Origin of the sequence: Halolamina rubra (assembly GCF_000739555.1) — an archaeon.
GTDB classification, from domain to species: Archaea; Halobacteriota; Halobacteria; order Halobacteriales; family Haloferacaceae; genus Halolamina; species Halolamina rubra.
In genome coordinates this window covers 23,131-41,277 of the sequence record NZ_BBJN01000011.1, presented here as the reverse complement: position 1 = coordinate 41,277, position 18,147 = coordinate 23,131, and the positions used below count along the sequence as shown (strand labels likewise).

Below are 18,147 nucleotides of genomic sequence, written 5' to 3'. Positions count from 1 at the left end.
ATCACCTGTTGGGGTCGGTCCGGGGGTCGAGCACGTCGCGCAGGCCGTCACCGAGCAGGTTGAACCCGAGGACGGCGACGACGATCGCCACGCCCGGGAACACGCTGTACCACCACTCGCCGCTGTCGACGTACCCCTTGCCGACCCGGAGGATCGACCCCCAGGAGGGCGTGGGCGAGGGGACGCCGACGCCGAGGAAGGAGAGCGAGGACTCGAGCACGATCGCCAGCGCTGCAGTGACGGTCGCCTGCACGAGGATCGCCGAGAGGCAGAACGGCAGCACGTGGACGAGCACGATCCGGGCGTGGGAGGCGCCGAGCGAGCGCGCGACCCGGACGTGCTCCTCCTCGACGACCGACACCGCGCTCCCGCGGGTGACGCGGGCGAACTGCGGGATGTAGACGATCCCGAGCGCGGCGACGATGTTCGTCAGCGACTGGCCGAACACCGCGACGAGGGTGAGGCCGAGCAGGATCGCCGGGAACGCGAAGATCGAGTCCATCAGGCGCATCAGCGCGTCGTCGACGCGGCCGCCGACGTAGCCCGCGACCAGCCCGATCGGGACGCCGACGCGCCCGCGACGAGGGGGGTCGCAACGGCGACCTGGAGCGCGATCCGGGCGCCGTACAGCACCCGTGAGAACAGGTCCCGGCCGTAGCGGTCGGTGCCGAACGGGTGGGCGAGGCTGGGCCCCTGCAGGCGCGCGGGCACGTCGACGGCCGCGGGGTCGTACGGCGCCAGGATCGGCGCCAGCAGCGCGAGCAGGACGAACCCGCCAGTGACGACGAGCCCGCCCATCGCGAGGCGGTTCCGGCGGAACCGGCGCGCGAACGCCCGGGCGCGGCGGGCCAGCGGCGACTGCGGCCGCGCGGATCGCTTTTTTCCCTCGTCTGCGTCCGACTCGGTCGCGTCGCTCATCGCTCACCCCCCAGCTTCGGGTTCAGGTAGAAGTACGCGCCGTCGACGACGATGTTCACCGCGACGAAAAAGGTCGTGTAGACGAGCACGACGCCCTGGAGCATGATGTAGTCGCGGCTCCCGATCGCGTCGATCAGCAGCCGGCCCATCCCGGGGATCGAGAACACCGTCTCGACGACGATCGACCCGCCGAGCAGGTAGCCGAACTGCATCCCGATCACGGTGACGACGGGGATGAACGCGTTCTTCGTCGCGTGGGTCAGCACCCCCAGCTCGCCGACGCCCTTCATCCGGACGGCGTCGAGGTACTCCCGGCGCAGCTCCTCCAGCAGCTCCGAGCGCAGCATCCGGGTGACGACGGCGGCCATCGCGGTGCCGAGCGTGATCCCCGGCAGGAGCAGGTAGCGCACCCCCTCGACGGGGTCGGCGAGCGGCGAGACGTAGCCCGCGACGGGGAGCCAGTCGAGCCGGACGCCGAACAGCAGGAGCAGCACGACGCCGAGCCAGAAGTTCGGGATCGAGACGCCCAGCAGGCCGAAGCCGAGGCCGACGCCGTCGAGCCACTCGCCGCGGTTGGTCGCGCTCAGCAGGCCGGCGGGGATCGCGATCGAGAGCGAGACCAGAAACCCCGCGAGCGTTAGAAACAGCGTCGTCGGGAGCCGCGAGGCGATCGCCGCGCTCACCGCGCGGTCGTCGACGTAGGAGTGGCCGAGATCGCCCCGGACGGCGTCGCCGACGTAGTCGACGTACTGCACGGGGAGGGGCTCGTCCAGCCCGAGCTCCGCGCGCACCGCCGCCAGCTGCTCCGGCGGGGCGTCGGCGCCGAGCATCACGATCGCGGGATCGCCGGGGACGAGCCTGATCAGCCCGAATATCGCGACCGAGACCAGCGCCAGCACCGGCAGCGCCCAAAGCAGCCGCCGGAGGAGGAACGCCTGGAGCCGTGAGACCATCCGTGCGTGCTCAGTCCTCCGTCCAGATCGTCCAGAACCGCGTGTAGGGGAGCAGCCACGGCTGCACGCCGTACACGTCCGTCCGCAGCCCCGCGAGCCCGTCGGCGCGCGCGACCGAGATCCACGGGCAGTGCTCGTTGACCAGTTTCTCGAACTCGGCGTAGATCTCGACGCGGGCGTCCTGGTCGGTCTCGCTGCGCCCCCGCTCGAGGAGCTCGTACATGCGCTCGGCGTCGGGCTGGTCCTCGCCGTAGTGGCTGAACTGCGTCCCCTCGGGGTGGACGAACCCGTAGTAGTGGCGGTCGGGGTCGATCTTGAACGGCACCGAGAACGCCATCGCGCCGAAGTTGCCGCCGAGGAAGTCCGAGAGCTGGGTGCCCCACTCGAGCGTCTCGGTCTCGGCGTCGATGCCGGCCTGGGCGAGCTGGGCGACCAGCAGCTCCGCGGTGGTCTCCATCAGCCCGTAGCGCGTGTTGGTCTTGATCGTCAGCGTCTCGCCCTCCAGGGGGTTGCCGGCGTCGTCGAGGATCTGCCGGGCGCGCTCGGGGTCGTGGGTGCGCCGGCTGTCGCCGAGGTCGTAGTGCCAGACGCTCTCCTCGGCGTACGGCTGCCAGGCGGCCTGGCCGTAGCCCGAGACGGCGGCCTCGACGATGGCGCCCCGGTCCATCGCGTGGGCGACGGCGCGCCGGACCGCGGGCTCGTCCCACGGCGGCTCGCTGCAGTTGATGTGGAGCTGGCCCCACTGGGTGCCGCGCTGGCGGGAGAGCTTCGTCTCCGCGTCCTCCCGCAGCGTCTCGGCGTCGCTGCCGGAGACGCCGCGGACCATGTCCACGTCGCCGCCGCGGAGCGCGGCCACGCGGGAGTCGGCGTCCGGGATCGGCGTGATCTCGACGGCGTCGAGCAGCGGGGTGTCGTCGGCGCGGTACTCGTCGAACGCCGTCAGCGTGAGCTGGTCGCCGGGTTCGTACTCGTCGAACTGGAACGGACCCGTCCCGACGGGCTCCTGGAAGTCGCCGAGCTCGCCGCCCTGCTCCTCGACGGCCTCCTCGGGGACGATTACCCACGGGACCCGGCCGAGGAAGTTGAAGAACGGGGCGAACGTCTCCGCGAGCGTGAACGTGACCTCGTACTCGCCGGTCGCCTCGACGCGCTCGACGGCGGCGAGGTCCGAGCCCATCGCGCCGTCCTGGTTCATGCGCTCGAAGGAGTACACCACGTCCTCGGCGGTCATCCCGCGATCGACCGGTGGGTGGAAGCGGGCGTCCTCGGTCAGCGTGAACGTGTAGGTTCGGCCGTCGTCGCCGATCTCCCAGTCGGTCGCCAGCCGGCCGGCCGGCGCGCCGTCCTCGAAGCTGATCAGCGTCTCGCAGACGTTGAACACGACGACCCACGAGACGACGCTCTCGGTTCGGTGAGGGTCCAGCCCCGTGAGTTCGGACTCGAAGCCGACGCGGAGCGTGCCGCCCGGCTGGGGGCCGCCCTCGGGCGTCGATACGTCGGTCGAACTGCTCGGGGGCACCGTCGTCGACGCGCTCTCGGTCGGCGTCCCGTCGCCGGTACAGCCCGCCATCGCCGCCGCGGCCGCGCCGCCGACCGCCGAGAGGAACGTGCGCCGATCGGTCGCGGAGTCCTCGCCCTGCATTACTGGATACGGAGCGGGGGCGCGGGTAAAGCTTCCACGGTACACAGCCGCCTACCCCCAGCGGTCCCGCCCGACGAGCACCGGCGCGACCGCGCCCCGTCGCCGAGGCGACGGCTATTCGTCCGGCTCTGCGGCCGGTTCGCGCTGCACCACCAGGACGGGGCCGAGGAACCGGTCGGCGACCTGGTCGGCCGGCATCCCGAACACGAACGTCGCCAGGGAGGGGTCGGACTCGCCCATGACGACGACGTCGAACGCGTCGGCCGCGTCGACGATCGCGTCGAGGGGCCCCTGATCGCGCTCGATGCGCGTCTCGATCGTCGCGGCGTCCATCCCCAGGCTCTCCAGTCGGTTCAGCAGCCCGTTCATGAGTGTCTCGACGTCCTCGTCCGTCTCGTCCGGGTCGGCGACGTGGTACAGCGTCACCGTCGCGTCGGTCCGCTTGAACAGCCCCGCGACGACACGGGCGAGGCGGTCGATCCCCACGGCGCCACGGACGGCGACGAGCACGTTCTCGACCGGGCCGGTCGCGTTCGGGACGAGCGCCGCCAGAGTGTCGTGTTCGGTCGTCATCCGGTCGATCGTCTTCTGGCCGTCGTGGGTGAACACGAGCCGCCGCTCGACGGTCGCCCCCGCCTCCTCGAACATCCGCTCGTACTCGTCGAGCCGGTCCGTGGCGCGGTCCTCGAACTGCATCTGGGCCTGTCCCGGCGCCGTCTGCTCCGGGATGACGTGGTAGCCCAGGAGGACGACGTGGGCGTGCGCGAGGAGCTCGGGGACGCCCTCCGGGACGGACTCCCCTTCGAGCACGCGGATCGGGACGAGTATCGTGGGTCGGTCCGTCATGATCAGATGTCTCCCTTGAGGGTGACGTCCCCAGCGTAATAACGGTACCAGAGGTACGAGGCGATCATCACCACGGTGCCGATCCCGATCGACTCGAGCTGCATGAAGGCGATCAGTCCGAAGCTGGCCAGCGCGCCCGCGACCGGAACCACCGGATAGCCCGGCACGCGGTAGCTGGGCGTGTACCACTCGGGGTCCCGTCGTCGCAACACGATCAGGGCGACGCAGATCAGCCCGTACATGACCAGGTGGAGGAACGAGGCGACCTCCGCGAGCAGTTCGACCTTCCCGGTCGCGACGAGGACGAGGATCGGTCCCCCGGCGGCGAGCAACGCGACGTGGGGCGTGCCGTACCGGAGGTTGACCGCGCTCGCTTTCCGCGGGAGCAGGGCGTCGCGGCTCAGCGCGTACACCGCCCGCGAGGCGCTGAGGATCGACGCGTTCGCGCTCGAGAACGTCGCCAACAGCCCGGCGCCCAGGATCGCGATCGCCCCCGGCAGCCCGAGGAACTCGCGGGCGACCTCGACCATGGCCGTCTCCCCGAACTCCCCCAGCCGGTCCGCGCCGAACGCGCTGGTCGCCACGAAGATCGTCACGACGTAGAACACGGTGACGATCAGCACCGAGCCGACCATCGCCAGCGGGAGGTTCCGACCCGGCTGCTTGATCTCGCCCGCGACGGTCGCCACCTGGGCGAACCCCAGGTACGACGTGAACACGAGCGCCGCCGTCGTCAGTACCGGGAAGTACCCCCTGGAGAAGAACTGCTCCGGGACGGTTCCGCCACCGAACACGCCCACCGCGTCGAGGATACCGTACGAGAGGAAGACGGTGAGCACCACGAGCAGCACGCCCACCACCACGTTCTGAATCTTCGCCGTGTTCTCCGTCCCGCCGATACTCAGCGCCGTGAGCGTGACGCCGAACAGCAGGCCGATCCCGACGACGGGACTGAACGGGAGCCCGATCCCGAGTTCGGCGAACACGGCGCTCGCGTAGTGACCGAGTCCGACCAGGTAGAACGCGGAGGCGAACATCAGCCCCAGCCACAGCCCGAGGCCGACGATCGCGCCGTACGCCGTCCCCATCCCCCGGGAGATGAAGTAGTAGCCGCCGCCGCTTCGGGGCATCGCCGTCGCGAGCTCGGAGGTCGGCAGCGCCACGAGCAACGCGATCAGTCCGCCGATCGCGAACGAGAGCGTCGCCGCGAGCCCGGCGTTGTCGGCCGCCAGACCCGGGAAGACGAAGATCCCCGCACCGATCATGGTCCCGATCCCGATCGCCAGTCCGCCGACCAGCCCGATGGTCCGCTCGAGTTCGACGTCGTCGTCGTGGACAGTCGTGTCGTCGGTGACGGCGTCCGGCTCCGTGACGGGTGTCTCACCGGCGACGTTCTCGCCCGCCCGCTCGACGTCGACAGGCTGGTCGCCCATACGGGCCGATTGTTTCAACAGTCGGATAAACTCCGGGGTGGTCGTCAGGCCGCCACGCTGGATCGTCGTGACCACTTCGACGGCGCGGACTCGTCGCTACGCTCCTCGTCGTTGCGCCGTCAGAAGATGGGTTGGGGCGGATTCTGAACCACAAGGACTCGCTGCGCTCGTCCTCTGGGTTCAAATCCTTCGCGACCACTTTCGATTCCACGGACTCCTCGCTGCCGCTCGTCGTTGCGAGGAATCAGAAAGTGGGTTGGGGCGGATTTGAACCGCCGGCCTCCTCCATGTCAAGGAGGTGTCATAACCGGACTAGACTACCAACCGACCGGGCTTACTTCGCACTCCCAGATACCCCGCGGCCTTAGTTGAAGCTTTCGAAAGTCGGCTCCGGCAGGTGGTTCAGCGTCGCGCTCGCCGACCAGCGGCTCGCGACAGGCTTAAGTCGATGAACAAAGTTGTACACTATACACCCGATCCGTACATTCGGACCCCCACCCATGCAGGAACTCATCGAACGCGTGACAGAGGGCGAGGACCTGACCGTCGACGAGGCCCGCGAGGCCGCGACGCTGGTCTTCGAGGAGGCGACGGAGGCACAGATCGGCGCGCTGCTGGCCGCGCTCCGGGCCAAAGGCGAGACCGAGGCCGAGATCGCCGGCTTCGCCCAGGGGATGCGCGACGCCGCGCGCACGATCGATCCCGAGGGCGGCCCGCTGGTCGACACCTGCGGCACCGGCGGCGACGACTACAGCACGATCAACGTCTCGACGACCAGCGCCATCGTCGCCGCCGGCGCGGGCGTCGCCGTCGCCAAACACGGCAACTACTCGGTCTCCTCCTCCTCCGGGAGCGCCGACGTGCTCGAGGTCGCCGGCGCCGACGTGGAGGCCGAGCCGCCGGCGGTCGAGAACGCGATCGAGCGCGACGACATCGGCTTCATGCTCGCGCCCGTGTTCCACCCCGCGATGAAGGCCGTCATCGGCCCGCGCAAGGAGCTCGGGATGCGGACGATCTTCAACGTGCTCGGGCCGCTGACCAACCCCGCGGGCGCCGACGCACAGGTGCTCGGCGTGTACAGCGAGGAGCTGGTGCCGCTGATCGCCGAGGCGCTGACCCACATGCCCGTCGAGCACGCGCTCGTCGTGCACGGCGACGGGATGGACGAGATCGCGCTCCACGGCCCCACCACGGTCGCGGAGGTCGAGGGCGAGGACGTGACCGAGTACACGATCACGCCCGAAGACCTCGGGCTCGACAGCGCGCCCGTCGACGCCATCGCGGGCGGCACCCCCCGGGAGAACGCCGCGGACCTCCGCGGGATCGTCGGCGGCGACGTGACCGGGCCGAAACGGGACGTGATCCTCGCCAACGCCGGCGCCGCGATCTACGTCGCCGGGCTCGCCGACACCCTCCGCGACGGCGTCGACCGGGCCGCAGCGGCCATCGACGACGGCGACGCCGCCGAGAAGTTCGCCGCGCTCTGTGGCGAACCGATCGAGGCCGAGTGATGGCGCGGACGAAGCTCTGTGGTCTGGGGACCGAAACGGACGTTCGCGCGGCGGTCGACGCCGGCGCCGACGCGCTGGGGTTCATCACCGACGTGGACGTGGACACCCCCCGCGAGGTGGCTCCCGAACGCGCGGCCGACCTCGCCGCGTCGGTCCCGCCGTTGGTCACCACCGTCGCCGTCACGATCCCCGATAGCGTCGACGCGGCCGTCGACGTTGCCGACCGCGTCGACCCCGACGCGCTCCAGATCCACGGCGAGTTCGGCCCCGACGAGGTCCGCGCGATCCGCGACCGCGCGGGCGTCGACGTGATCGTCGCCCTCGGCGCCGACGACCCCGACCGCGCCCGCGACCTCGACGGCGTCGCCGACGCGCTGCTCGTGGACTCGCTGACCGACGAGGGCGCGGGCGGCACGGGTGAGACCCACGACTGGGCCGCGACCCGCGAGCTTCGCGAGGCGCTCTCGACGCCGCTGGTGCTCGCTGGCGGGCTCACACCCGAGAACGTCGGCGCGGCTGTCGAGACCGTCGACCCCTTCGCCGTCGACGTGGCGAGCGGCGTCGAGCGCGACGACGAACCGGGGCGGAAGGACCACGACGCGCTGGCCGCGTTCGTCCGCGAGGCCACCCGACCGACGGGGACCGCCTGATGCCGGCGTTCGACCGCTCCCGCGAGGAGTTCGCGGCGCTGCTCGCCGGCGCCGACGGGCCCGCAGTCGCCCGACTCACCGCGACGCTGGACGTGGCCACCGAGCCGCTGTCGGCCTACGCGGCGCTCTCCGACCGCAGCGACCACACGTTCCTGCTCGAGAGCGCCGAAAAAGTGGCCTCCAGCGATCCCGCGGGCGCGTTCGCCCCCGCCGACGGGCACAGCGACCCGGCCGCCGGCGACGGCGAGGCCGACCGCCACGCGCGCTTCTCCTTCGTCGGCTACGACCCCGAGGCGCTGGTCTCGGTCTACCCGGACCGAACGGAAGTCGAGGGGTTCGGCCCCGCGGCGCGCTTCCTCGAGGGGCTCGACGCCGCGGCGGGCGACGAGGTGGGGGCCTGCGGCGACGGCCCAGAGGCGACCGGCGACGGCCCCGACACGCTCGACCGCCTGCGGCTCGCGCTCCCGGACGTGGAGCGCGTCGGCTTCGGCGCGAGCGACCGCCAGCGACTGGACGGGGGGCTGGTGGGCTTCCTGGCCTACGACGCCGTCTACGACCTCCACCTGCGGAGGTGGGCGTCGAGCGCCCCGACCCCGTCGTGCCGGACGCCCAGTTCGTCCTGACGACCCGGACGCTCGCGTTCGACGACCGCGAGGGGACCGTGGAGCTGGTGTTCACGCCGATCGTCGGCGACGACGACGACGCCGGCGCCGTCTACGACCGGCTGGTCGCGGAGGCCGAGTCCGTCGCGGGCGACCTCGCGGCCACGACGGCCCCCGAAACCGGCGGGTTCGAGCGCGACTCGACCGACTCGGGCCCCCGCGAGGAGTACGAGCGGGCGGTCGCCGAGATGCAGGAGCACGTCCTCGACGGCGACGTGTACCAGGGGGTGGTCTCCCGCAGCCACGAGATCACCGGGGAGCTGGACGCGCTCGGGCTCTACGAGTCGCTGCGGGAGGTGAACCCCTCGCCGTACATGTACCTGCTCTCCTTCGGCGACCGCTCGGTCGTCGGCGCCAGCCCGGAGACGCTGGTCTCCGTCACGGGCGAGCGTGTCGTGTCGAACCCCATCGCGGGCACCTGCGCCCGCGGCGCCAGCCCCGTCGAGGACCGCCGGCTCGCGGGCGAGCTGCTCGCCGACGACAAGGAGCGCGCCGAGCACACGATGCTGGTCGACCTCGCGAGAAACGACGTGCGGCAGGTCTCTCGGCAGGGCAGCGTGCGCGTCGAGGAGTTCATGAACGTGCTCAAGTACAGCCACGTCCAGCACATCGAGTCGACCGTCACCGGGCGGCTCGCGCCGGGGTTCGACGGGTTCGACGCCACCAGAGCCGCGTTCCCCGCCGGGACGCTCACGGGCGCGCCGAAGGTCCGGGCGATGGAGCTGCTCGACGAGCTGGAGGTGAACCCCCGCGGGGTGTACGGCGGCGGCGTCGGCTACTTCTCCTGGACCGGCGACGCCGACACGGCGATCGTGATCCGGACGGCGACTGTGGAACACGGCGACGGCGACGAGCCGGACGCGGTGCGAGTGCGCGCCGGCGCGGGCGTCGTCGCCGACAGCGATCCGGCCAGCGAGTACGCGGAGACCGAACAGAAGGTCCGCGGCGTGCTGGACGCGCTGGAGCGGATCGAAGGGGGTGCCGAATGAGCACCCCGAGCGCCGACGACGGCGACGCGCCGACGGTGCTGTTCGTCGACAACTTCGACTCGTTCACGTACAACCTCGTGGAGTACGTCGGCGAGGGCGCGCCCGACGCCGAGGTCGAAGTCCTCCGGAACACGGCCTCGCTCGAGGACGTGCGGGAGGTCGACCCCGACGCCGTCGTCATCAGCCCCGGTCCGGGCCACCCGAAGAACGAGCGCGACGTGGGGCTGACGATGGACGTGCTCCGGGAGGTCAGCCCCGAGACCCCCACGCTCGGCGTCTGTCTCGGCCTCGAAGCCGCGGTGTACGAGTACGGCGGCGAGGTCGGCCACGCGCCGCGACCGATCCACGGGAAGGCGTTCCCCGTCGAGCACGACGGCGAGGGCGTCTACCGCGGGCTCGAACAGGGGTTCCAGGCCGGGCGCTACCACTCCCTCGTCGCGACCGCGGTGCCCGACGCGTTCGAGATCACCGCGACGACCGTCGACGGCCCCGAGAACGGCGACAGCGAAGAACTGGTGATGGGCGTCCGCCACCGCGAGCACCCGATCGAGTGCGTGCAGTTCCACCCCGAGTCGGTGCTCACGGCCGTCGGCCACGACGTGATCCGGAACTTCCTCGACGGCGCGCTGGAGTGACGACGACGGGGTCAGCCCAGGAACGTCGTCACGATCCAGAGCGCGCCGAGAATCACCGACGCGATCAGTACGAGCTTCCAGGCGATACTGAGGACCACCCGACCGACGACGATGACGACGGCGACGACGAGCAGCAGCACCAGTGCCTGTCCGATCGGGTCCTCCGGGATCGGGAGTTGGAGTAGCGCCAGCGACAGCGCAGGCAGTGTGATGGACATACCCGGAGATGGATCTGGCCGAGGCATAACTCTGGGGGCCGAGTTCAAGTAGGATGACGTGACCAGCCCCCGCGTGCGCTGACCACAACCGCGCGGGGTACGAGGCGGAAGCGTGACGACCCCCGCGTGGAGCGATCCGTCACCTGTTCGCCGACGAACAGCGGCGCCTACGCGAAGTCCTCGTAGCGCGGCTGTTCGCGATCGCCCGGGAACTCGTCGACGGGCGCGGTCGTCTGGTCGCCGCTCTCCATCTCCTTGATCGTCACCTCGTCGTTCGCGAGGTCCTGCTCGCCGACGATCACGACCGTCTCGGCGTTGATCGAGTCGGCGTACCCCATCTGGGCGCCGAAGCTCCGGTCGGAGACGTCGGTCTCGACGACGTTCCCCGCCGCCCGGAGCTCGCGGGCGATCCGGGACGCCACCGAGCGAGTGTCGCCGACCGTGAGCACGTAGTAGTCCGTCGAGAGCTCCTCCGCGGGGAACACGCCGGCCTCCTGCAGCAGCAGCGGCAGCGTCGAGTTCATCACGCCCGGGGCGACGCCGACGGCCGGGGTGGGCTGGCCGCCGAAGGACTCGATCAGGTCGTCGTAGCGGCCGCCGCCGAAGATCGCCCGGGAGACCCGATCCTGGGTGTCGAAACACTCGAACACGACGCCGGTGTAGTAGTCGAGCCCGCGGGCCGTCCGGAGGGAGACCGCACAGTGGTCGCGGACGCCGAAGTCCTCGGTCGCCGCCAGCACCGCCTGCAGGTTCTCGACCGCGTCGGTGAGTTTCGGGCGGTCGACCTCGGCCAGTAGCGCGTCGAGGTCCTCGTTCCCGGCCGCGAGCAGGTCGTCGAACGCCTCGGCGTCCTCGATCGAGAGCCCGGCGTCGGCGAGCAGCCCGAGGTACTCCGCGCGGTCGACCTTCTCGCTCTTGTCGACCGCCCGGATCGCGTCCTGCACGTCGACGTCCTCGTCGAACGAGCGCAGGAGTTCGCCGAGGATGTCCCGGTGGGAGACCCGGAACTCGAACTCCGAGGCGGGGAGGCCGAGTTCGGTCAGCATGTCGCCCGCGAAGGCGAGGATCTCGGCGTCGGCCTCGGGCGCCTCGGAGCCGAAGATGTCGACGTTCGTCTGGTAGAACTCGCGGAACCGGCCCTGCTGGACCTGCTCGTAGCGCCAGAACGGCCGCGTCGAGAACCACTTGATCGGCTTCGAGAGCGCCTGCTGTTTGGCGACGACCATCCGCGCGACCGTCGGCGTCAGTTCGGGGGTGAGCGACACCTCCCGCCCGCCCTTGTCGGTGAAGTTGTACAGCTCGTCGACGATCCCCTCGCCGGACTTGTCGACGTACATCTGGACGTCCTCCAGCGCGGGCGTGGCGATCTCCCGGAACCCGTAGCGGCGGGCCACCCCCTCGGTCGTGTCGATCACCGCCCGCCGGGCGGCCATCTCGTCGGGGTAGAAATCCTTGAACCCCTTCAGCCGGTCGTACATGCCCCAGCGTTCCGGGCGCCCGCGCTTGAATCCTGTGTTAGGCCAGCCCGCGGACGATCGTCTGGTCGTGTTCGGGGAACACGGTCGCGACGGCCTCCTCGCCGCCGCGCTCGCGGATGAGTTCCCGGAGCTCGCCCTCGTAGTCGGCGCGGGCGATCTCCTCGCTCGGCCCGGTCTCCACGTCGAGCTCCTGCTCGACCAGCCGGTCGACGGCGCCGCGGCCGAACCCCGCGAGCGGCGAGAGGTAGTCGATCCCGTGGCGGTCCTCGAGGCTCTGGGCGGTGGCCCGGGAGACCGTCGGCACGCGGTCGTCCCGGCGGGTGCCGTCGGCGACGGCGACCACGTCGCGCTCGGCGACGACTTCGAGCGCGTGCTCGTGGACGCGCTGGATCCCGTTGCGGGGGTAGCCGTCCTCGAGCATGCGGTCGACGGCCTCCTCGGCGACCTCGCGGTCGAGCTCGACCGTGTCGAACGGGAACCCCAGCGCGTCGGCGGCGCCCCGGGCGTTCTCGAACTCGTCGGAGACGCCGAAGTGGGCGGTCACGAGCGTCACGTCGTAGAAGCGATCGAGCGTCAGCGCCGCGAGCGAGGAGTCCTTCCCGCCGCTGTAGAGAAGCGCCAGCTCCATCAGCGCCGGCGGATGTCGAAGCTCTTCTCTTCGGGCTTCATCTCGCGGAGGATCTGCTTCATCTTCTCCTCGTCGATCTGGCCCTGGATCCGGCCGCTCTGGGCCAGCGCGGTCACCTGCTGTTTGACTTTCTGGGCGAACTCGGGCTTGCTCATCTCGACGGCGTTGAGCCGCTGTCGCGCGTCGTCGGTGAGATGCTGCTTCAGCAGCGCGTCCTGTTGGGCCTGGGCCCGCTCCTGCTGTTCCTTCGCTGCCTGCTGGGCCTCCTCGCCCCCAGCCTGGTCCTGCAGCTCCTCGAGTCGCTCCTGTCGAAGCTCTTCGAGCCGGTCCTCGTCGGGGTTGCCACTCATACGTGTGTGTTACTGCTCTCCGCGCAAAACGGTTGCGGCGTCCTCAGGCGTACTTCTGGAGCTCCGGCCGGTCGAGGTCCTCGAGCGTCTCGCTCGCGACGGTGTCGAGGAGGCTCTGCCCCTCGTCGGTCACGCGTCGACCCTCACCCTTGGCCGTCTCCACGAGGCCCTCGTCCTCGAGCTGCTGGAGCGCGGTCCGGATGATCTTGCGCGAGCCGCCGGTGTGTTCGTTGCCGGAGACGCGGTAGCGCGTCGTGCCGGACTTCGAGCCGCCGTACTCCGTCGCGAGTCGCTCGACGCCGACGGGGCCGCGGATCGCCACCTTCCGCAGGAGGCTGGCGGCGCGGACCTGCCAGAAGTCCTCCTGCTGGGGCGGGAGTTCGCGGTCGACGCTGGTCTTGGTGAACTCCACCCAGTCGGGCTCCTCGATGCGGCCGTCGAGCTCCTCGGCGAGGGCCTCGAGGAGGTCCTCTGCCGGAACGTCGTAGAGGGTTGCCATAGGGAGGATTTCTTCCCTGTTCCGGATAAACCCATCGTATCGGTGTCCACGCCGGGTGTCAGGCGCCGGCACGGGCGCCCGCCCCGACGGTCCCCATCACCACGCCGCCGATCGCGATCGCACCCAGAACACCGCGCCGCGGTAGATCACCACCGCCGCGAGCGCGACCGACTCGGTCACCGCCGGCAGCGGCGCCGCGACGAGCAGGAAGACGAGCACCGCCTCGATCCCCCCGGCGCCCCCGGGCAGCGGCGTCATCCCCGCGATGGCGCCGATGGGGACGACGAACATCACCACCGGCAGGCTCACCGGGACGCCGATGGCCTGGAACGCCAACCAGAGCCCCGACATCTGGAGGAACCAGCCCAGCGCGGAGAACCCCAGCGCGAGCGTGAGCCCACGCGGGCTGGTCGCGACCCGCTCGATCGCCTCGAAGAAGTGGCCGACGCGGCGCTCGATCGCCGCACGCCCCGGGTCGGTCACGCGCGGGACGTACTCGCCGGCGACCCGCGAGAGGCGGGCGGCGACGCCGACGACCGCCGCCTGGACGCGCTCGTGGTTCCGCCACGCGAACGCGAGGGCGGCGACGACGCCGACGGTGAGGCCGACGACGACGACCGCCGCCGACTCCAGCCGCGTGTTGAACGTCGTCTCGGTCGCGAAGTAGCCCATCCCCAGCAGCGCCAGCGTGATCGAGGGGACGAAGTTGAGCGTGTCGACGCTCGCGATGGCGGCCAGCCCGGTGCCGTACTCCGTGTCGGTCACCTCCGAGATCAGCAGCGCGGTGACGGGCTCGCCCCCGGCCTGGCCGAACGGGGTGACGTTGTTGTTGAACGTCGCGCCCGCGAACACGAGGAACGTTTTGAGCGGCGACACCGCCGTCCCGAGCACGTCGAGCACGGTGTGCAGCGCCATCCCCCACGCGAACAGCCAGCCCACGGTGACGACGACGACCAGCCCCACGGTGGAGGCGTCGGCGTCGCCGAGGTAGCGGAGCAGGTCGCCGACGCCGACGAGATACAGCAGTGCCGCGAGCACGGCGATCGCCGCGACGAAGCCAACCAGGGTCGTCTTGAGCTGGTCGGTTTCCATGGCTCCGAGAACTCCCGGCGCGCGTTTCAAGCCTCCGATGACGGCCGTCGACGCCGGCCCTTTATCGGCGCTCACGACCAGCCGACCGTATGGACGAGCGAAGCGCGCTGGCGATGCTGTCGACCGCCCTCCCCGGCGCCGGCGACGACGCCGCCGTCGTCGACGAGCTCGCGATCACGACCGACATGCTTCACGAGCGCTCCGACTTCCCCGCGGGAACCACCCGCGGAACCGCCGGCTGGCGCGCGGTCGGCGCCTCGCTCTCGGATCTCGCGGCGATGGGCGCCGACGCGACCTGCGCGGTCGCGGTGTACGCCGCCCCCGCGTTCGACGAGGCCGAACTCTCGGCGTTCGTCCGGGGCGCGAGCGAGGTCTGCGAGCGCGTCGACGCCGAGTACGTCGGCGGCGACCTGGACCAGCACTCGGAGTTCGCCACCGCCACGACCGCCGTCGGGCGCGTCGAGGAGCCGATCTACCGGGACGGTGCCGCCCCCGGCGACGCGGTCTGCGTGACGGGCGAGCTCGGCCGGACCGCGGCCGCGCTCCGGCGCTTCGCCGCGGGCGACACCGACGCCGGAAACGAGCTGTTCCGCTTCACCCCCCGCGTCGCCGCCGGGCGCGCGCTCCGGGGCCACGCGAGCGCGATGATGGACTCCAGCGACGGGCTCGCGCGCTCGCTCCACCAGCTGGCCGACGCCAGCGACTGCGGGTTCGCGATCGAGTGGGACCGCCTCCCGGTCCACCCGGCCGTCGACGCCGTCGCCGAGAGCGAGGCCGACCGCCGGGAGTGTGCGGCCCACGTCGGCGAGGACTTCGAACTCGTGTTCACGACGCCCGAACCGGCGGCCGCGGTCGCGGCCGTCGAGGCGACCGGCACCGACGCGACCGTGATCGGCGAGGTGACCGAAAGTGGGGTGCTCGCGGACGGCGATGCGCTCCCGGACCGTGGCTACACACACGGCGAGAACTGAGTGTCGGAACCGACCGACTGCGCCCGGTTCAGACGGTCGCGATCTCGATCGGCACCGGGAGGAAACAGAGCGCGCCGAGCCCGAACGTCAGCGCGGCCACGAGGGTGCGCTTCCAGCCCAGTGGCGTCTCGTCGACGGGGTCGGCGGAGCCGCCGAAGGAGACGAGCAGCGTGATGAACCCCCAGAGGATCCAGAGGCCGACCGAGTTCTGCATCCCCATATCCTCGACGTACCAGAGGTAGCCCGCGAGCGCGAACAGCGCGCCGGGAACCAGCGCCGCGACGGTCTCCTGGCGGCGGCCCAGCAGCGCCCGCGTGATGTGGCCGCCGTCGAGCTGGCCGACCGGGAGCAGGTTCAACACGGTGAAGAACATCCCGATCCAGCCGCCCATCACGACGGGGTGGACCGCCTTCGTGGGGTCGCCGTAGTTCGTCGGCTGGCCCAGCGCGTCGGCGATCAGGGTCAGCAGCGGCGGGTTGTGGAAGACGATCGCCTCGCTGCTCCCCGCCAGCACGCGCTCTGGGACCGACATCGGGTCCAGCGAGACGCCGACGGCGGTGACGACGATCGTCGCGACCAGCCCCGCGAGCGGGCCGGCGGCGCCGATGTCCAGCAGCGCGTCGCGGTCGGGGATTCGGCTGCGCATCCGGATCACCGCGCCCATGGTGCCGAACGGGATGTAGAACGGGATCACGTACGGGAGGCTCACGTCGACGCCGTGCCAGCGCCCGGCGACGTAGTGGCCCATCTCGTGGGTCAGCAGCACGCCGAGCACCGCGGCGGTGAACGGCCACGCCTCCAGCACCCGCAGCGGGTTGTCGGCGATCGCCGAGAGCGGGATGTAGTACCAGACGGTCGCCCCCACGAACATCGTCGACACGATCGTCGCGAACAGCAGCGCGATGTTGGTGGTGGGGTTCGTCTCGGACGCGGTGGTCGCGCCGAAGGGGCGGGCGATCAGCACGTCGTTGCCCGCGTCGTCGACCGAAAACCGGAGGTCGTACCCCGCGGCCTCGAAGGCGGGGCGGAGCTCCTCGGCGAGCCGGGATCGCGGGACCAGCGACTCGCCGTGGTACCGGATCATCTCGCCGTCGCGCCGGACCGCCGTCAGGTGGAACCACGCGTCGAGCGCCTCCGGGTGGGGGACCTCGTCGGACCCGGACCTATCTGCCATCGGTCGCGATAACCGACGCTCGCGCATAAGGCTTGGTACGGGAGAACCGAACGGAGGGCGTTCGGGGACTGTCAGCGGGGACCGCCGGCGTCGCGCGCCCGGCGGCGTGGTTTCGAGGCTGTACGGATCGGTTAGGCCGTCTCGACGCGCCACGTGGTCGCGCTCGTGTACGACCACTTCTCGACCTCGAGATCCGAGGCGGCGTCGCTGAGCTTCACCATCAGCGCGCCGATCTCCTTCGGCGAGAGGTCGACGTCGTCGGCGATGAACTTCGACTTGAAGTACATCTCGCCGTCCTCGGCCTTCTCGCGCAGGTAGCGCGTGAGGCGCTCCTCTTTCGAGAGGTCGTCGGTCGCGGTCACGCCGTCGGTGGAGGGGTTCCGGGTTGCGCTCATTGGTGTTCGCCTCACTCAGGGCCACGGCCTTGGGGGGGATATAAATTCCAGACCGTCCACCGGAATTCGAACCGTTTCAGACGGATTGAGGCGTGAAATCGGCGTAAAACGAGTCGTTAACGAGTACCTGAAATCCACTTAGACCTTTTACAAACAGTTTTGAGACGGTTATCGACCACCTTTCACGAGAACGTGATCTCGACCGGTTCGGCCGTCGAAACCGGGCCGCGAGTCGCCTCGGCGCGCCGGCGCGGCGTCACGCGCGGTCGTGAACCCAGAACTCCTCGTCCTCCGTGGTCTCCTTCTTGAACAGCGGCACCTCGTCCTTGAGGCGGTCGATCCCGTCCTCGACGGTCCGGAACGCCTCGCGGCGGTGGCCCGCAAGCACGACGACGAACACGATGTCCTCGCCGTCGACGACGACGCCGGTTCGGTGGTGGAACAGCACCTCGAACACGCCCTCGCGCGCCTCGAGTTCGCTCGCGATCTCGGCCATGCGCTCCGCGGCGACGCCCTCGTACTTCTCGAACTTGAGGTGGGTCGTGCGGCTGTCGTCCGGGGAGTCCTTCGCCCGCACGCGGCCGGTGAACGTCGCGATGGCGCCCGACCGCTCCGCGAGCGGCGACTGCTTGGCCTCGTGAACGAGCGACTCGAGCGTGACGTGGGGGTCGAGCTCGTCCAGTTCGGCCGCGAGATCGGCCGGATCGAGCTCGCCCGCGTCGTCGACGCGCCGGAGCACGTCGCCCGGCACGTCCTCGTCGCCGATCACGACCGTCGGGAGCCGGAGCTTCGAGAAGCCGGAGATCACGGCGTACTCGTAGTCGGCCGCGAGATCGTCGAGCAGGTCGGCGAACGATCGGTCCCCGCCCGCGGCGGCCCAGTCGCCGCCCTCGGTCAGTTCGAACCGGCCGTCGGCGTCGTCCGGGGCGTCGTCGACCGACTCCGCTCGGCCGACCGTGGCGACGCGGCCGTCGAGGGTGGCGGCGACCGCGTCCCGGAGTTCGGCGGCGCCGGAACCGACGATGGAGAGAGTCTGCATACCCGTGTGGCGGGCGGGGACGGGCTTAGACCTTTTCTCGCGGCGCCGGCCGACCACCGGCCTT

18 protein-coding genes, 1 tRNA gene and 2 pseudogenes are annotated in these 18,147 nt (G+C 70.8%); 5 read left to right on the top strand and 16 right to left on the bottom strand.

Features of this window, described 5'->3' with window-relative positions; all coding sequences use genetic code 11:
- Position 1: 1 nt before the first annotated feature.
- From ACP95_RS15975 to ACP95_RS03100, 7 genes are all read right to left on the bottom strand, one after another.
- Positions 2 to 511, bottom strand: coding sequence for an ABC transporter permease (locus ACP95_RS15975; protein WP_049979810.1), 510 nt, complete (start codon positions 509 to 511; stop codon positions 2 to 4).
- A complete protein-coding gene (locus ACP95_RS15970) occupies positions 511 to 918 on the bottom strand; it encodes a hypothetical protein (RefSeq protein ID WP_049979809.1) in 408 nt (135 codons plus the stop codon). The genes ACP95_RS15975 and ACP95_RS15970 overlap by 1 nt, the downstream gene beginning before the upstream one ends.
- A complete protein-coding gene (locus ACP95_RS03120; protein WP_049979808.1) occupies positions 915 to 1,871 on the bottom strand; it encodes an ABC transporter permease in 957 nt (318 codons plus the stop codon). Before ACP95_RS03120 ends, ACP95_RS15970 begins: the two co-directional genes overlap by 4 nt.
- Positions 1,872 to 1,881: 10 nt before the next feature.
- On the bottom strand, positions 1,882 to 3,513 hold the full coding sequence (locus ACP95_RS03115) for an ABC transporter substrate-binding protein (protein WP_049979807.1): 1,632 nt from the start codon (positions 3,511 to 3,513) through the stop codon (positions 1,882 to 1,884).
- A gap of 114 nt (positions 3,514 to 3,627) precedes the next feature.
- Positions 3,628 to 4,359, bottom strand: a complete 732-nt coding sequence (locus ACP95_RS03110; protein ID WP_049979806.1) for a universal stress protein — start codon at positions 4,357 to 4,359, stop codon at positions 3,628 to 3,630.
- Between the two features lie 2 nt (positions 4,360 to 4,361).
- Positions 4,362 to 5,792 (bottom strand): APC family permease, encoded by a 1,431-nt coding sequence (locus tag ACP95_RS03105; RefSeq protein ID WP_049979805.1) that lies wholly within the window; start codon positions 5,790 to 5,792, stop codon positions 4,362 to 4,364.
- A gap of 252 nt (positions 5,793 to 6,044) precedes the next feature.
- Positions 6,045 to 6,119, bottom strand: a tRNA-Val gene (locus tag ACP95_RS03100).
- 173 nt (positions 6,120 to 6,292) lie between these two features.
- Between ACP95_RS03100 and trpD the strand changes: the two genes are divergently transcribed.
- From trpD to trpG, 4 genes and pseudogenes are all read left to right on the top strand, one after another.
- Complete coding sequence (gene trpD / locus ACP95_RS03095) at positions 6,293 to 7,303, top strand: anthranilate phosphoribosyltransferase (RefSeq protein WP_049979804.1); 1,011 nt, start codon at positions 6,293 to 6,295, stop codon at positions 7,301 to 7,303.
- Complete coding sequence (locus tag ACP95_RS03090) at positions 7,303 to 7,953, top strand: phosphoribosylanthranilate isomerase (protein WP_049979803.1); 651 nt, start codon at positions 7,303 to 7,305, stop codon at positions 7,951 to 7,953. The genes trpD and ACP95_RS03090 overlap by 1 nt, the downstream gene beginning before the upstream one ends.
- Positions 7,953 to 9,604 (top strand): annotated as a pseudogene (gene trpE, locus ACP95_RS03085) (anthranilate synthase component I). The gene ACP95_RS03090 and the pseudogene trpE overlap by 1 nt, the downstream one beginning before the upstream one ends.
- The gene (trpG, locus tag ACP95_RS03080) at positions 9,601 to 10,239 is read left to right on the top strand and encodes an anthranilate synthase component II (protein WP_049979802.1); all 639 of its coding nucleotides are present in this window, start codon (positions 9,601 to 9,603) and stop codon (positions 10,237 to 10,239) included. The pseudogene trpE and the gene trpG overlap by 4 nt, the downstream one beginning before the upstream one ends.
- A gap of 11 nt (positions 10,240 to 10,250) precedes the next feature.
- Here trpG and ACP95_RS03075 read toward each other — a convergent pair whose 3' ends face one another.
- The 6 genes and pseudogenes from ACP95_RS03075 to ACP95_RS03050 all read right to left on the bottom strand — a co-directional run bounded on the left by ACP95_RS03075 (position 10,251) and on the right by ACP95_RS03050 (position 14,504).
- Positions 10,251 to 10,457 carry a hypothetical protein gene (locus tag ACP95_RS03075; RefSeq protein ID WP_049979801.1) on the bottom strand — a complete coding sequence of 69 codons (207 nt, stop codon included), beginning with the start codon at positions 10,455 to 10,457 and terminating at the stop codon, positions 10,251 to 10,253.
- A gap of 167 nt (positions 10,458 to 10,624) precedes the next feature.
- On the bottom strand, positions 10,625 to 11,935 hold the full coding sequence (gene hisS / locus ACP95_RS03070) for a histidine--tRNA ligase (protein ID WP_049979800.1): 1,311 nt from the start codon (positions 11,933 to 11,935) through the stop codon (positions 10,625 to 10,627).
- A gap of 37 nt (positions 11,936 to 11,972) precedes the next feature.
- A complete protein-coding gene (locus tag ACP95_RS03065; RefSeq protein ID WP_049979799.1) occupies positions 11,973 to 12,563 on the bottom strand; it encodes a DUF7411 family protein in 591 nt (196 codons plus the stop codon).
- Positions 12,563 to 12,913, bottom strand: coding sequence for a DNA-binding protein (locus ACP95_RS03060; RefSeq protein WP_049979798.1), 351 nt, complete (start codon positions 12,911 to 12,913; stop codon positions 12,563 to 12,565). Before ACP95_RS03060 ends, ACP95_RS03065 begins: the two co-directional genes overlap by 1 nt.
- 43 nt (positions 12,914 to 12,956) lie before the next feature.
- A complete protein-coding gene (locus tag ACP95_RS03055; RefSeq protein WP_049979797.1) occupies positions 12,957 to 13,412 on the bottom strand; it encodes a 30S ribosomal protein S19e in 456 nt (151 codons plus the stop codon).
- 58 nt (positions 13,413 to 13,470) lie between these two features.
- A pseudogene (locus tag ACP95_RS03050) lies at positions 13,471 to 14,504 on the bottom strand (lysylphosphatidylglycerol synthase transmembrane domain-containing protein).
- Positions 14,505 to 14,593: 89 nt separating this feature from the next.
- Here ACP95_RS03050 and thiL point away from each other — a divergent pair.
- On the top strand, positions 14,594 to 15,475 hold the full coding sequence (thiL, locus tag ACP95_RS03045) for a thiamine-phosphate kinase (protein WP_049979796.1): 882 nt from the start codon (positions 14,594 to 14,596) through the stop codon (positions 15,473 to 15,475).
- A 28-nt stretch (positions 15,476 to 15,503) separates the two neighbouring features.
- Here thiL and ACP95_RS03040 read toward each other — a convergent pair whose 3' ends face one another.
- The 3 genes from ACP95_RS03040 to ACP95_RS03030 form a co-directional block, all read right to left on the bottom strand.
- Positions 15,504 to 16,649 carry a site-2 protease family protein gene (locus ACP95_RS03040; RefSeq protein ID WP_049979795.1) on the bottom strand — a complete coding sequence of 382 codons (1,146 nt, stop codon included), beginning with the start codon at positions 16,647 to 16,649 and terminating at the stop codon, positions 15,504 to 15,506.
- Between the two features lie 131 nt (positions 16,650 to 16,780).
- Entirely contained in the window at positions 16,781 to 17,044 is a 264-nt protein-coding gene (locus ACP95_RS03035) for a DUF7123 family protein (protein WP_049979794.1), read from the bottom strand.
- A 256-nt stretch (positions 17,045 to 17,300) separates the two neighbouring features.
- Complete coding sequence (locus ACP95_RS03030) at positions 17,301 to 18,083, bottom strand: molybdopterin synthase (protein ID WP_049979793.1); 783 nt, start codon at positions 18,081 to 18,083, stop codon at positions 17,301 to 17,303.
- Positions 18,084 to 18,147 lie beyond the last annotated feature (64 nt).

Excerpts from the sequence above, each read along its gene's own strand:
- ACP95_RS15975 (WP_049979810.1), bottom strand. The coding sequence starts at position 511 with ATGCGCCTGATGGACTCGATCTTCGCGTTCCCGGCGATCCTGCTCGGC.
- ACP95_RS15970 (WP_049979809.1), bottom strand. The coding sequence starts at position 918 with ATGAGCGACGCGACCGAGTCGGACGCAGACGAGGGAAAAAAGCGATCC.
- ACP95_RS03120 (WP_049979808.1), bottom strand. The coding sequence starts at position 1,871 with ATGGTCTCACGGCTCCAGGCGTTCCTCCTCCGGCGGCTGCTTTGGGCG.
- ACP95_RS03115 (WP_049979807.1), bottom strand. The coding sequence starts at position 3,513 with ATGCAGGGCGAGGACTCCGCGACCGATCGGCGCACGTTCCTCTCGGCG.
- ACP95_RS03110 (WP_049979806.1), bottom strand. The coding sequence starts at position 4,359 with ATGACGGACCGACCCACGATACTCGTCCCGATCCGCGTGCTCGAAGGG.
- ACP95_RS03105 (WP_049979805.1), bottom strand. The coding sequence starts at position 5,792 with ATGGGCGACCAGCCTGTCGACGTCGAGCGGGCGGGCGAGAACGTCGCC.
- trpD (WP_049979804.1), top strand. The coding sequence starts at position 6,293 with ATGCAGGAACTCATCGAACGCGTGACAGAGGGCGAGGACCTGACCGTC.
- ACP95_RS03090 (WP_049979803.1), top strand. The coding sequence starts at position 7,303 with ATGGCGCGGACGAAGCTCTGTGGTCTGGGGACCGAAACGGACGTTCGC.
- trpG (WP_049979802.1), top strand. The coding sequence starts at position 9,601 with ATGAGCACCCCGAGCGCCGACGACGGCGACGCGCCGACGGTGCTGTTC.
- ACP95_RS03075 (WP_049979801.1), bottom strand. The coding sequence starts at position 10,457 with ATGTCCATCACACTGCCTGCGCTGTCGCTGGCGCTACTCCAACTCCCG.
- hisS (WP_049979800.1), bottom strand. The coding sequence starts at position 11,935 with ATGTACGACCGGCTGAAGGGGTTCAAGGATTTCTACCCCGACGAGATG.
- ACP95_RS03065 (WP_049979799.1), bottom strand. The coding sequence starts at position 12,563 with ATGGAGCTGGCGCTTCTCTACAGCGGCGGGAAGGACTCCTCGCTCGCG.
- ACP95_RS03060 (WP_049979798.1), bottom strand. The coding sequence starts at position 12,913 with ATGAGTGGCAACCCCGACGAGGACCGGCTCGAAGAGCTTCGACAGGAG.
- ACP95_RS03055 (WP_049979797.1), bottom strand. The coding sequence starts at position 13,412 with ATGGCAACCCTCTACGACGTTCCGGCAGAGGACCTCCTCGAGGCCCTC.
- thiL (WP_049979796.1), top strand. The coding sequence starts at position 14,594 with ATGGACGAGCGAAGCGCGCTGGCGATGCTGTCGACCGCCCTCCCCGGC.
- ACP95_RS03040 (WP_049979795.1), bottom strand. The coding sequence starts at position 16,649 with ATGGCAGATAGGTCCGGGTCCGACGAGGTCCCCCACCCGGAGGCGCTC.
- ACP95_RS03035 (WP_049979794.1), bottom strand. The coding sequence starts at position 17,044 with ATGAGCGCAACCCGGAACCCCTCCACCGACGGCGTGACCGCGACCGAC.
- ACP95_RS03030 (WP_049979793.1), bottom strand. The coding sequence starts at position 18,083 with ATGCAGACTCTCTCCATCGTCGGTTCCGGCGCCGCCGAACTCCGGGAC.